Source organism: Microbacterium canaveralium (genome assembly GCF_047238045.1).
GTDB lineage: Bacteria > Actinomycetota > Actinomycetes > Actinomycetales > Microbacteriaceae > Microbacterium.
Genome location: NZ_JBDFMA010000004.1, coordinates 1 through 12,544 on the forward strand (window position 1 = coordinate 1; position 12,544 = coordinate 12,544).

Annotated in this window: 16 protein-coding genes and 1 pseudogene; 8 read left to right on the forward strand and 9 right to left on the reverse strand. The window is 68.0% G+C overall.

Annotated features, from left to right (window positions below; all coding sequences use genetic code 11):
• Position 1: 1 nt before the first annotated feature.
• Positions 2–406, reverse strand: a complete 405-nt coding sequence (locus ABC271_RS17450; RefSeq protein WP_230005419.1) for a four-helix bundle copper-binding protein — start codon at positions 404–406, stop codon at positions 2–4.
• Positions 407–499: 93 nt separating this feature from the next.
• Complete coding sequence (locus ABC271_RS17455) at positions 500–2,512, reverse strand: heavy metal translocating P-type ATPase (protein ID WP_230005442.1); 2,013 nt, start codon at positions 2,510–2,512, stop codon at positions 500–502.
• Positions 2,513–2,760: 248 nt separating this feature from the next.
• Between ABC271_RS17455 and ABC271_RS17460 the strand changes: the two are divergent.
• The 8 genes and pseudogenes from ABC271_RS17460 to ABC271_RS17495 all read left to right on the forward strand — a co-directional run.
• A pseudogene (locus tag ABC271_RS17460) lies at positions 2,761–2,967 on the forward strand (arsenate reductase/protein-tyrosine-phosphatase family protein); the annotation flags it as partial.
• Positions 2,968–3,127: 160 nt separating this feature from the next.
• Entirely contained in the window at positions 3,128–4,477 is a 1,350-nt protein-coding gene (locus ABC271_RS17465; protein ID WP_459564428.1) for an IS30 family transposase, read from the forward strand.
• Positions 4,478–4,559: 82 nt separating this feature from the next.
• The gene (cmtR, locus tag ABC271_RS17470; RefSeq protein ID WP_016465417.1) at positions 4,560–4,919 is read left to right on the forward strand and encodes a Cd(II)/Pb(II)-sensing metalloregulatory transcriptional regulator CmtR; all 360 of its coding nucleotides are present in this window, start codon (positions 4,560–4,562) and stop codon (positions 4,917–4,919) included.
• The gene (locus tag ABC271_RS17475) at positions 4,916–6,829 is read left to right on the forward strand and encodes a heavy metal translocating P-type ATPase (RefSeq protein WP_412926192.1); all 1,914 of its coding nucleotides are present in this window, start codon (positions 4,916–4,918) and stop codon (positions 6,827–6,829) included. Before cmtR ends, ABC271_RS17475 begins: the two co-directional genes overlap by 4 nt.
• Positions 6,826–7,386, forward strand: coding sequence for a signal peptidase II (gene lspA / locus ABC271_RS17480; protein ID WP_016465415.1), 561 nt, complete (start codon positions 6,826–6,828; stop codon positions 7,384–7,386). The genes ABC271_RS17475 and lspA overlap by 4 nt, the downstream gene beginning before the upstream one ends.
• Entirely contained in the window at positions 7,383–7,697 is a 315-nt protein-coding gene (locus ABC271_RS17485) for a hypothetical protein (RefSeq protein WP_016465414.1), read from the forward strand. Before lspA ends, ABC271_RS17485 begins: the two co-directional genes overlap by 4 nt.
• 127 nt (positions 7,698–7,824) lie before the next feature.
• Positions 7,825–8,085, forward strand: a complete 261-nt coding sequence (locus ABC271_RS17490) for a hypothetical protein (RefSeq protein ID WP_230005422.1) — start codon at positions 7,825–7,827, stop codon at positions 8,083–8,085.
• A 48-nt stretch (positions 8,086–8,133) separates the two neighbouring features.
• The gene (locus ABC271_RS17495; protein ID WP_412926193.1) at positions 8,134–8,382 is read left to right on the forward strand and encodes a hypothetical protein; all 249 of its coding nucleotides are present in this window, start codon (positions 8,134–8,136) and stop codon (positions 8,380–8,382) included.
• A 20-nt stretch (positions 8,383–8,402) separates the two neighbouring features.
• On the opposite strand, the gene ABC271_RS17500 is transcribed toward ABC271_RS17495, so the two are convergent.
• The 7 genes from ABC271_RS17500 to dprA form a co-directional block, all read right to left on the reverse strand.
• Complete coding sequence (locus tag ABC271_RS17500) at positions 8,403–8,546, reverse strand: hypothetical protein (RefSeq protein ID WP_230005424.1); 144 nt, start codon at positions 8,544–8,546, stop codon at positions 8,403–8,405.
• Positions 8,547–8,687: 141 nt separating this feature from the next.
• Entirely contained in the window at positions 8,688–9,086 is a 399-nt protein-coding gene (locus ABC271_RS17505; RefSeq protein WP_412926194.1) for a ParB family protein, read from the reverse strand.
• Entirely contained in the window at positions 9,083–9,880 is a 798-nt protein-coding gene (locus tag ABC271_RS17510) for a ParA family protein (RefSeq protein WP_412926195.1), read from the reverse strand. The genes ABC271_RS17505 and ABC271_RS17510 overlap by 4 nt, the downstream gene beginning before the upstream one ends.
• Positions 9,881–9,975: 95 nt before the next feature.
• Entirely contained in the window at positions 9,976–10,380 is a 405-nt protein-coding gene (locus ABC271_RS17515) for a single stranded DNA-binding domain-containing protein (RefSeq protein ID WP_230005427.1), read from the reverse strand.
• A gap of 371 nt (positions 10,381–10,751) precedes the next feature.
• Positions 10,752–11,168: a hypothetical protein gene (locus ABC271_RS17520; RefSeq protein WP_230005428.1), complete on the reverse strand. Its 417-nt coding sequence runs from the start codon at positions 11,166–11,168 to the stop codon at positions 10,752–10,754.
• 51 nt (positions 11,169–11,219) lie between these two features.
• A complete protein-coding gene (locus tag ABC271_RS17525) occupies positions 11,220–11,468 on the reverse strand; it encodes a glutaredoxin family protein (protein ID WP_230005429.1) in 249 nt (82 codons plus the stop codon).
• A 380-nt stretch (positions 11,469–11,848) separates the two neighbouring features.
• Positions 11,849–12,502, reverse strand: a complete 654-nt coding sequence (gene dprA / locus ABC271_RS17530; RefSeq protein ID WP_412926196.1) for a DNA-processing protein DprA — start codon at positions 12,500–12,502, stop codon at positions 11,849–11,851.
• Between the last annotated feature and the right edge of the window lie 42 nt (positions 12,503–12,544).

A 12,544-nucleotide genomic window follows, 5' to 3' on the forward strand; every position in this document is an offset into this window, starting at 1 on the left:
CTCATAACGTCGCGAGAAGGTCGCTGCACGCCTGCTCGCAGCGGCGGCATGCCTCGGCGCACACCCGGCAGTGCTCGTGCATATCGGCGTGCTGCTCGCACTCCTCTGCACACACGGCACATGCAGTGCGGCACGCCTCCACCACAGCTCGAACCACCTCGAGGTCCACGGTCGTCTGTCGAGAAAGCACCGCGCCGGTCGCGGCGCAGACGTCGGCGCAGTTGGCGTTTTTGGTGATGCACGTCACCAACTCGGCCACCAGGTCCTCCGACAGGCACGCGTCGGCACACGCGGTGCAGGTCTGCTCACACTCGATGCACGCCTGGATACAGCGGGCGAGGACGTCCTGAGCGTCGATGGATCCGGCCTTGGGGTGAGTGGTGAGCATCTGGTCAACAGCAGTCATGATTGCTGGTCCTTTCCCGGGGACCTTCCCCGGCGCCCGCCACGATAGGAGCGGGCGACGGGGATGATCCGGGGGGTTGCGGGCGCGGCGAAACTACTTCGCGGCGACGGCTTGCGGGCTGAGGTCGAGCCGTCGCAAGAGCTGCGCGTTGAGCGCGACGACGATCGTGGACAACGACATCAAGATCGCCCCCACCGACATCGGCAGGATGAACCCGATGGGTGCCAATACCCCAGCAGCCAACGGCACGGAGAGCAGGTTGTACCCGGCCGCCCACCACAGGTTCTGCTTCATCTTGCGGTAGCTGGCCCTGGACAACTCGATGACCGACAGCACCGAGCGCGGGTCGTCGCTGGCCAGGATCACACCCGCCGACGCGATCGCCACGTCCGTGCCGGCACCGATAGCGATTCCCACGTCCGCCTGAGCGAGAGCGGGAGCATCGTTCACCCCGTCACCGACCATGGCAACACGGCGGCCCTCGTTTTGCAGCTCTTTGACCTTGGACGCCTTGTCTTCCGGGCGCACGCCAGCGAAGAATCGATCGATGCCGAGGTCGGCGGCGACGGCCGCGGCGACAGCTTCGGCGTCACCGGTGATCATGACGACCTGCACATCCCGCTGATGTAGCGCGTCGACCGCCGCGCGGGATTCAGGTCGCACCTCATCGGCAAGACGCAAAGCCCCAGCGACCGTTCCGTCAACGAGCACGTGCAGGATGATCGCGCCGTCCTCTCGCCACGCATCTGCGACAGGCAGCTCGCGTCCCCCTTCTCGGTCCAGCAGGTTCGGCCCACCTACCTGTACGACGCGACCATCCACCCGGGCACGAACGCCCACTGCGGGTGAGGATTCAAAATCGGTGGCGGAGGCGATGGGGAGCTGCTTCGCTTTCGCGGCGTTGACGATCGCGCGGGCCAACGGGTGCTCCGAATCGGTTTCCGCGGCGGCCGCCAAAGCCAACAGGTCGTCCTCCTGGAAAGAATCGGTCGGTTGGACGGCGGTGACGGCGGGAGCTCCCCGGGTGAGAGTTCCGGTCTTATCGAACAAGACGGTGTTGACCGTTCGCATGCTCTCCAGCGCGAGGCGGTCTTTCACCAGGACACCCGCACGTGCCGCGCGCTCCGTCGCGATCGACACCACCAACGGAATTGCCAGGCCCAGAGCGTGCGGGCACGCGATCACCAGCACGGTGATGGTGCGGATCACCGCGTCATCGGGGGAACCCAGCAGCGCCCAGACCAGCGCGGTGATAACGCCTGCACCCAACGCGAACCAGAACAGCCATGCCGCCGCGCGGTCGGCCAGCCGCTGCGCGCGGGAAGAAGAGTTCTGCGCGTCGGTGACCAGCTTTCTGATGCCGGCGAGGGCTGTGTCCTCGCCCACCGCGGTGACTTCCAGGCGGATACCGGAGTCGGTGGCAACCGTGCCGGCCACGACTTGGTCGCCGTCATTCCGACGCACGGGGCGGGATTCCCCGGTGATCATCGACTCGTCCATGCTCGCCGAGCCCTGAACGATTCGCCCGTCCGCGGGCACGCGCCCACCGGGTCGCACAACGACGGTGTCCCCCACACGCAAATCGGCAGGAGCGACGGTGACCGTGGTGTCCCCGTCTACCTTCTCCGCCTCATCAGGCAGCAACGCCGCCAGCGAGTCCAACGCCGAGGTGGTCTGAGCGAGGGAACGCATCTCGATCCAGTGACCCAGCAGCATGATCACAATCAGCAGCGCCAACTCCCACCAGAAGTCCAGCTGGTGATCAACCAAGCCCAAACTCGCATGCCAGGACGCAATGAACGCGACGGTGATCGCGAGAGCGATCAGCAGCATCATGCCCGGCTTGCGGGCACGCAGCTCGCTGACCGCCCCGGACAGGAAGGGCGCACCGCCCCACGCGTACATCACCGTCCCCAGGACGGGTGAAACCCACCGCACCCACCCCGCATCCGGGAGCGCGTACCCAATGAGCATCGAGAACATCATCGAGAACCCGACCACGGGCACCGCGAGGACGAGCATGATCCAAAACAGCCGGCGAAACTTCGCCACATGGTCGCCGTGGCCGGCGTGACCACCGTGGTCAGCGTGCCCATGGTCCGACATCCCCCCAGCCGGGGCCCCATCTGCCGTGTGGTCGTTGTGCGCTGACGCCGGGTCCGTTACCGCGGTGTGTCCGTGGTGTACGCCGTGGTCGTGCTCATTCACGGGGTCTCCTTCCGTTTCAACGTGTCTGCGCGTCACACGCTCAAAGGCGCAGGCAGTCCGTTGCCCTCCACAAGTACACCCCCGGGGGGTATATTCCCGACCCGTTGACGAGCACGGTCGCGATGCTGCTCGATCGGTACTCTCGCCTGCCCAAGGTCCTCACCACCGAAGCGGTGCAGGCCTCCGACGTCGTCATCACCATGGGCTGCGGCGATGCGTGCCCGTTCTTCCCCGGCAAGCGCTACGAGGACTGGAAGCTCGACGACCCGGCCGGGCAGGGCATCGACGCCGTCCGTCCGATCCGCGACGAGATCCGCACCCGCATCGAACAGTTGGTCAGCGAACTCGTCTGAGCGACTCCGATTGCCGTGCACTGGGCGGATTCAATCGGTCGTCGCAACACCTTGACAGCGGAGGTGAGCGGTGGCGACGAAAGACTGGGTTGCGAAGACCGGCGATGCGCCCGAGGGGGTTCGTCGGCAGTGGCGCGCGGATCGGGCTCTCAGGCCGCCGATGCGTTCGCCCGGACGGCCTGCGCCCTCGAAGGCGGTGCAGCGACAGTTCTGGCGGCTGATCGCGACGGGCATCACGTCCGCGGAAGCTGCGATCGCGGTGGGCGTGTCCGTGCCGGTCGGGATGCGCTGGTTTCGCCACGCTGGCGGCATGACGCCGCTGAGTCTGACCGAACCGTCGGGCCGATACCTGTCCTTCGAAGAACGCGAGGAGATCGCACTCATGCGCGCGAAGGGCAAGGGCGTGCGCGAGATCGCGCGTGAGCTGGGCCGGGATCCGGGAACGATCTCCCGGGAGCTGCGGCGGAACGCGGCGACGAGGAGCGGGAAGTCGGAGTATCGGGCGTTGGTGGCGCAGTGGAAGGCGCAGGAGTCGGCGAAGCGACCGAAGGTCGCGAAGCTGGTCGTGAACGACGCGCTGCGTGAGTACGTGCAGGACCGTCTCGCGGGGAAGGTGCGCCGGCCCGACGGCACCGCGGTCGAAGGGCCGACGCCGCCGCCCTGGAAGGGGTTGAACAAGCCGCATCGGGCGGACAGGTGCTGGTCGCTGGCATGGAGCCCGGAGCAGATCTCCCACCGGCTGAAGATCGACTTCCCCGATGATGAGTCCATGCGCATCAGCCCCGAGGCGATCTACCAGTCGCTGTTCATCGAGGGCCGCGGCGCGCTCAAGCGCGAGCTGGTGGCCTGCCTGCGCACCGGGCGAGCGCTGCGTCAGCCGCGGGAACGGTCGCGGAACAAGCCGCAGGGGCATGTCACCGCGGACGTCGTGCTCTCCGAGCGTCCCGCCGAGGCTGCCGACCGCGCGGTTCCCGGGCACTGGGAGGGCGACCTGATCATCGGCACCGGTCGCTCGGCGATCGGGACGCTCATCGAGCGTTCCAGCCGGTCCACGATGCTGGTGCAACTGCCCCGGCTGGAGGGCTGGGGCGAGCAGCCCGTGGTGAAGAACGGGCCCGCGCTCGGTGGTTACGGCGCTCTCGCGATGAACGCCGCACTGGCCGCGTCGCTCACCACGCTGCCCGTCCAGTTGCGCCAGACCCTCACCTGGGATCGTGGGAAGGAACTCTCCGGGCATGCGCAGCTCACCCTCGATACCGGCACGAGAGTGTTCTTCGCCGACCCGCACTCGCCCTGGCAGCGCCCGACGAACGAGAACACCAACGGGCTGCTGCGGCAGTACTTCCCGAAGGGCACCGACCTGTCGCGGTGGTCGGCCGAGGACCTCGAAGCGGTCGCTCTCGCGCTCAACAACCGGCCCCGGAAGATCCTCGGCTGGCGCACCCCGGCGGAGGTGTTCGCCGAGCAGCTATCCTCGCTTCAACAGCCCGGTGTTGCATCGACCGGTTGAACTCGCCCTGTCCCCGGGACCTCGTCTCTCCGTCGACAGCCTCCTTGCCTCGTAAGTTCAGCAAGCACTGTATAATCAGTGCATGCTGACTATTGCTTCTCGCCTCGACGTCATGAACCGGCTCGGCCGGGCCATGGCGGACCCGACGCGTTCCCGGATCCTGATGACCTTGCTCGGCGGCCCGAGCTATCCGGCCGTGCTGTCGCGCGAGTTGGAGCTGACCCGCTCGAACGTCTCGAACCACCTGACCTGTCTGCGCGACTGCGGCATCGTGGTCGCCGAGCCTGAGGGGCGGCAGACGCGCTACGAGATCGCCGACCCGCACCTCGCGGCGGCGCTCACCGCACTGGTGGACGTGACGCTTGCTGTCGACGAGCACGCTCCCTGCGTGGACTCTTCGTGCACCGTGCCGGGCTGCTGCGGGACGGGAGCAGGCGAGTGAGCGCGGCGTGCGGCTGCGAGCACGACGAGCCCGAGACTGTCATAGGCGATGAAGCCGAGGAGGCGGAGCGCCCCTGGTGGCGGGACCGCGGGATCATGGTCCCGGTCTTCTCCGGCGTCGCCTTCCTCACCGGCCTGGCGCTGGAGTGGTCCGGGATGGAGATCCCGGCACTGGTGGCGTTCTGGATCGGTCTGCTGCTGGGCGCGTCGACGTTCACCCCGGGCGCGATCCGGAAGCTGTTCAAGGGCAAGCTCGGCATCGGCCTGCTGATGACCATCAGCGCCGTCGGCGCGGTGATCCTCGGCTACGTCGAGGAGGCCGCCGCCCTGGCGTTCCTGTACTCGATCGCCGAGGCGCTGGAGGACAAGGCGATGGACCGTGCTCGCGGCGGGCTCCGGGCGCTGCTCGAGCTCGTCCCGGAGACCGCGACCGTCCGCCGCGACGGCGTCTCGGTGGAGGTCGCCGCGAAGGACCTGGCTGTCGGTCAGTTGATGCTGGTGCGGCCGGGCGAGCGGATCGCGACCGACGGCGTCGTCCGCACGGGACGTTCCAGCCTGGATACGTCCGCGATCACGGGGGAGTCGATCCCGGTCGAGGTCGAGCCCGGCGATGCCGTGTCGGCGGGTGCGATCAACACCGCGGGGGCGCTGGAGGTCGAGACGACCGCGGCCGGCACGGACAACTCGCTGACCACGATCGTCGACCTGGTGGAGAAGGCGCAGGCGGAGAAGGGAGACCGCGCCCGTCTCGCCGACCGCATTGCCCGCCCGCTCGTGCCCGGCGTGCTGATCCTCGCCGCTCTCGTCGCGATCATCGGGTCGCTGCTCGGCGACCCGGAGCTGTGGATCACCCGCGCACTCGTCGTGCTGGTCGCGGCATCGCCCTGCGCGCTGGCGATCTCGGTCCCGCTGACCGTGGTGGCCGCCATCGGGTCGGCGAGCAAGTTCGGCGTGATCATCAAGTCCGGGGCCGTGTTCGAGCGGTTCGGCGTGATCCGCCACGTCGCGGTCGACAAGACCGGCACCCTGACCCGCAACGAGCCCGCCGTCACCGCGGTGCTCACCGCCGACGGCGTGACCGAGGCGCAGGCGCTGGCGTGGGCGGCGTCGTTGGAGCAGCACAGCACCCACCCCCTCGCGGCCGCGATCACCGCTGCAGCGCCTGAGGCCCCTGCAGCCGAGGGCGTGACCGAGCAGGCAGGTCACGGCATCGAAGGCGAGCTCGACGGCGCGCGGATCACGGTCGGCAGCCCGCGTTGGCTCGACGCCGGATTCCTCGGCGACCAGGTCGCGGGGCTGGAGGAGCAGGGCATGACGGTCGTGATCGTCCACCGCGACGGCGAGCCGGTCGCCGCGATCGGCGTCCGCGACGAGCTGCGCCCGGAGGTCCCCGAGGTCGTCCGTACCCTCGCCGCGCAGGGCATCGGGGTCACGATGCTCACCGGCGACAACGCTCGCACCGCCCGCGCCCTCGCCGCCCAAGCGGGGATCGAGGACGTCCGCGCCGAACTGCGCCCGGAGGACAAGGCCGCTGCGATCGCAGAGCTCGGTGCGAAGGGCTCGGTCGCGATGATCGGCGACGGCATCAACGACGCCCCCGCCCTGGCCGCTGCCGATATCGGCATCGCGATGGGCGCGACCGGCTCCGATGCCGCGATCGAGTCCGCCGACGTGGCCTTCACCGGCCACGACCTGCGGCTGCTGCCGCGCGCGTTCGACCACGCCCGCCGCGGACGGCACATCATCAACCAGAACATCATCCTGTCGCTGCTGATCATCAGCGCCCTGCTCCCGCTCGCCCTCTTCGGCGTCCTCGGCCTCGCCGCCGTGGTGCTCGTGCACGAGATCGCCGAGGTCGTCGTGATCCTCAACGGTCTGCGCGCCGCCCGGACCCGGAAGACCATCGCGTGACCGTGCAGGACGTCGCCGCGACAGTCGGCGAAGACCGTACGGGCCCACGGCCGCAGGCGAGGAGAGCCCTTGGCTTCACCTTGGTCGTGGCCGTGCTCGCTGTGGTGCTCGACCAGGCCTCGAAGGCCCTCGCCGTGGCACAGCTGGCCCCGGGGGAACGGATCCCGCTGGTCGGGGACCTGTTCGGCCTGTCCCTGGTCTACAACCCCGGAGCCGCGTTCTCGCTCGGCTCCGGGGCCACCTGGATCATCACCCTCATCGGCGTACTCGCCTCCGCCGCGGTGGTCATCTTCGCCATTCGGCTGCGCGGTGCCCGCTGGGGCCTCGCGCTGGGGCTGGTCCTCGGCGGCGCGGTCGGCAACCTCATCGACCGAATCATGAACCCGCCCGCGTTCGGCCGCGGCCACGTCACCGACTTCCTCGCCTACGGCGACCTCTTCGTCGGGAACGTCGCCGACGTCTTCGTCGTGATTGGGGTCGGACTCGTCTGCCTGAACCTCCTCCTGCCGAACGCTCGCACGATGACCAACAGCGAGAGAACGGAAAGCGCCTCGTGAAAGTGGAATTGCTGCACATCGTCGACTGCCCCAACACGGACATCGCCGAAGCCAACGCACGCGCGGCGCTCGACGCTCTCGGGCTCGGGGGCGTCGCCGTCGAGCTGGTGACGATCCACACCGAGGCCGAAGCGGCAAGCCTCGGGTTCGGAGGATCGCCCACGCTCCTGGCCGACGGCGTCGACCTATTCCCGACATCTCCTGTACAGGCACTTGCGTGCCGCGTCTACACAACGGAGAACGGGTTCGCTGGGGCACCAACCACGTCCCAGATCGAACGGGCGATCCGAGCATTGCCCGAGCAGGCGTAACCGGCGGACACGATCATCACCTGGTCAACATGGAGCCCACCAAGCCGTGGTGCGAATACTGCCTCCCGAAATACTGCTCTCCACCGACAAACTTGCGACAATCGAACACATATTCGATACTGGCGCAATGCGTGACGACGGTCCCCGCCGGCATCCCCAGCTCCTCGCCCGCGAGACGTCACCCGCTCACTGGGTGATGCTCAACGCTCGCGATCAGGTCGCCGGGACGATCGAGCTGCGCCGCACGGACGACGGGCCGCGCTACCGGGTCGAGGTAGTCGGCGGTGAACTGCTCGGCTGGGCGACGTCGCTCAAAACGGCCACGGAGCGGCTGCACCGCGTCATCATTTCGGCGGGCGTGCCCGGTGGCGGGATCAACGGTTCGTGACCGTCAACGAGGCGTAGGGGGCCGCGCATGGTGCAAGTGTGGTCGCCCATGTCGCAGCTACAGCGCTCCCCTGAGCCGGGGGTGTGGTTCATCTTCGACAAGAGCAAGCGGATAGCGATCGTCCGCGTTGTCGAGGTGCACGGGCGCAAGCTGCTGCGCTCGGTGACCTTCGATCACGACCCGGCGCAGCGTCAGCTCATCGGGTACTTCCCTGAGGACGCGATGCGCCTGGCGGTGGAGTGCACGTGGAGCGAGTACGTCAAAGCCGTGGGGCCGTCGACGAGCAACCGAAAGTAGATCTGGCCTGTGCCGCGGTGTCAGCCGCGGCGCACGTGTAGCAGCGTCCATCCCTCCGGGACTGCCGCTCGCATGGCCTCCATGTCGGGCGCCTCAATCTCCTTCGCCCCGTCGCGGCGGGAGAACTCCCCCGCGGCGGCGAGGAGCGTTGTTCCGCTCGACATGTGAACGGATGCCTTCACGAGCTCGAACCCGTCAGGCGCGGCGGCGCGCAGCGCCTCGTGCGCCTCCGCCAGCGAGTGAGCTTCGACGTCGGCTGTCGTGGCGTCCGCGGGGCGGATGGTTCCAACGAGTATGTGCGGCGGTCACTCCCCCATGCGCCGGCCCACCGGCAGTTCACCGGTCCCGATTGGATCGAACGGCTTGCCGCCGTTGTACTGCTCCTCCACTCGTGCGACCTTCTCGAGGATCGCTTCGTTCGCGAACTTCGTCAGGGTCATCGACCCCTCGTAGCGCTGTAGGGCAAGCACCGCGGCGCGGGTACGTCCCGAGTCCTCCGGGTGCTGGTAGATCGAGATCTTCGGCGGCTTCTTGCCGGATGCTGTCTGCGCGGCTCCCTGCGCCGCTGTGCGGCCCTGAGACGCCTCGGCGGGCACGCTGGGGGCGGGAGCGGCTGCGGGGGCCTCGTGGGGCGCTTCTGCGGCGGGAGGCGTGAAGATGCTTTGACCCGACAGGCTGGATTTGCGGGGGGCAGGACGGCTCATGAGTGCGCTCCTTCAATTTCGGTGAGGTGCTCGGCGTAGATCGCGCCGAGTGCGGTTGCTTCTGCGCTGCCCCACTCGTCGAGGCCGCGTGCGGCCTCGGTAGCGTCTGCGATCACGACGCGCTTGGGGATGGGCTGTCCGATGATCCTGAGGCCGCGGCCTTCGGCTGCTTCGCGCAGCGCGTCGAGCCACTGAGCCCCGCCTACGGTGCGTTCCTCGTGCTGGTTGACGATCACCCCGGCCACGCGCAGCGAGGGGTTGGAGTACGCGCGCACGTTCTCCACGGTGTCGAGGAGCTGCCCGAGTCCGTCGAGGCTCCATTTCTTCGTGTGGGTGACGATCACCGCGGCATCCGCGGCCGACAGTGCGTTGATCGTGAGCTGGTCGAGCGAGGGCGCGGAGTCGATCAGGATCAGGTCGTAGTCGTCGACGACGGGGGCCAGGGCCTCGCGCAAGCGGGCTTCGCGGCCGACCCCGGCGATCACGAGTTCGTCGCGAACCTCGCTCAGCGTGCGGCCCGTCGTCGGCACGACGTCGAGGCCAGGCCAGACACCGGGCACGATGACGTCGCGCAGCGTCTCCCCCGCTCGGGTGCTGAGAACGTCGGCTAGGCCGACCTGATCGGCCTCCACCTCGTCGGCGGTGATGTTGCTCGTGAGGTTGCCTTGTGGGTCGTTGTCGACGGCCAGCACGCGGCGACCGGCGAGGACCGCGGCGCGGGCGAGCTGGAATGTCGTTGTGCTCTTGCCGACGCCGCCCTTCTGGTTGCAGAGGGCGAGGATGAGAGCGGCCATGAAATTACCTCCGTTGACGGGAAAGACTCTATTACCGGTATTAGGTTCTGGGGAGGACTGAGAGGGGGGCGCGCCGCGCCCCCTCTCCTGTTCGCTCAGAACGGGGTGTCGTCGCCGTAGCTGGCCTCGGAGCCGGCCTCCGTGCCGGCGGTGCCCTTCTCAACGCGGACGCGCTGACCTCGAAGGCTTACGCTCACCTCGTCGGCGTTCACCTGGTGCTGAACACGGGTGCCGTTCTCGCCCTTGTACTCAGTGACGCGGTAGCGGCCCGCGAACGTGACACGGATGTTCCCGGATGCCTCGGCGGCGTCGACGAGGTTGACGGCCTCGCTGCCGCTCACGGCGACGTCGTATCCGATCGGCGCGCCGTCGACGTAGCTGCCGTCGTCCTGCCTGATGCGGTCGGTCACGATGACTCGTGCGTAGGCGTACGGGCCGCGCTCCCCCTGTCGGAGCGTCGGCGTCTCGGCCAGGTTGCCGGTGCGGGTGATGTAGCTCATGGTCTTTCTCCTTCTGCTAGTGGTGCGTGGGTGTATTGGCGGCGTTGCATCTAATAACGGTATTAGCGCCTAACTGACGTATCGGTCAACCTCCAAGACGTGTCCATCCATTTGCGACGGATACCAAACGTGCTCGACGGGGCTGGTGGGGTAAGGGTTTTCCAGGCGAACCCCCGCACGGCGGAACCCGCCTCGATGGGGGCCAGCTCGTACTGCACTACGCGAACCGGGCTGTACGGACGCCCGTCGCAGCTCTTGACCCGATCCCCGAACCGAAGATCGGCCAGACGGGTGACGGTGATGCTTTCGATCGACATTTCTTCCTCCTCGTGTTGGAATTAACTCTATTGTAGTCAATGGAGTTATTAGCGTCAAACCTTCTCGGCTTCTCCGCGCAACAGGTTCGCCACAGCCTCGGCCAGCAGCCAACGGCGATCGGCGGCGGCGCGATCCTCGGCGGTGTAGTCGCCGTAGCGGTCCTGGTGCTCGAAGTCGTCGCGGCCACGGCGGGCCATGTCCAGCAGCTCGTCGATGCCCTCGACCAGCTCGGCGCTGACCGGGACCACGCGCCCTCCCCCGTCGACGACGAGGCTCAGGGGCTCGGCCATGCCCTGAACGTGCATCGCGTAGCCGTCGCCCTCGCGCTCGACGTAGGCCGTCAGGACGGTGGCGCTCTCGTCGTTGTCGAAGTCCACGCGCCCGTAGCTGTCGGGGTCTTCTCCGAGCGGCCAGAGCTGCGGCTCCAAGCGGTCGCCGGTGTCGTAGGGGGTCAGGTTGTTGGCGGTCAAGGTTCCTCCAATAGGGGTGATGTAGCTAATAGGGGTATTGGCTCGGGGTGGTCAGGCGGCGAACAACTTCGCCACGCGGTCGATCTGATCGGGTCGCATGTCGCACCAGTGATCGTCATCGTCGACGACGACGACCGGGGCCATCGTGTAGCCCAGCTCCTCAGTGACGTACTCGCGCGCGGCGGGGTTCTGGGTGATATCCACCTCGACAAACGGGATGCCCTTGCCTTTCAGCATGAGCTTCGTCATCGAGCACTTCCCACAGCTCGGACCCGTCGTGTAAACGGTCAGCTTGTCCATTTCGTGATCCTCCCATCCCCTCGTTTTTTGCCGTGAAGGCGAATTCATTCGCCGCTAGGGAGGACGGCCGGAGTGCCAGTGACCGTGGAATACCGGACTGAGCGCAGCGAGGGAGGATATGCCGCGAAAGCACTGGCGCGCAGGTTGGCCGACCGTACGCTGCCGAAGGCTTCACGGCAAAAGAACGGGCCGAAGGCCCTTGCAGTCGGCCGGCTCCGTCCGGCCGTCGATCAGCCGGCGGCGGCTCCGTCCGCTGCCGGCCGCGGTGGTCGTTCGCTGCCCTCGGAGTCATTAGAGGCATTAGGGGTGTTGACGGCGTTTCCGATTCTCGAGAACGGATCGCGGGGGAGGGGCGGCGCGCAGCGCCGCCCCCGATCTGCTCAGACGAGCATCTGGCGCACATCGTCGGCCGACGTGATGAGGGTTGCCCCGCCGCGGATGAGCTGGTGGGTTCCCGAGCTGGTCACGCTCGTCAGGGGGTCGGGGAGGGCTCCGACCGGACGGCCCAGCTCACGCGCCCACGTCGCCACGCTGAGCGACCCGCTGCGCCACCCAGCCTCGACGATCACCGATCCCGCCGACAGGGCCGCGACGAGACGCTGGCGGCGCGCGAACCGATAGCGGTTAGGGGCTTCGTCAGGCTCGACCTCGCTGACGATCGCGCCGCCCGTCTCGATGATGCGTGCGGCCAGCTCGCGGTGCCCCTGGGGGTGTACGCGGTTGACGCCGCCCGCGGCCACGATGACGCCGGTTCCGCTGCTGTTGAGGGTGGCGTAGGCGGCTTGGGCGTCGATGCCGTACGCGCCGCCCGTGACGATGGTGTGCGTCTTGGCGAGGTCCGCGGCCAGCTCGCCGCCGACGTGCTCGCCGTAGGCGGTGCTCGCGCGGCATCCGGTCAGGGCGACGGCCTGGCGGGCCGTGAGCGCGTCGGCGTTGCCACGGACCCAAAGACGCTCGGGGGCGTCGTCTCCGAGCGCGAGGAGCGCCCACACGGCGGGGTGCGTGGTCGGGGTGAGTTCCTGAATGGCGGTCATGGTGTCCTCCGGGTTTGGGGTTATTGGCGCTAATGGAGCTAA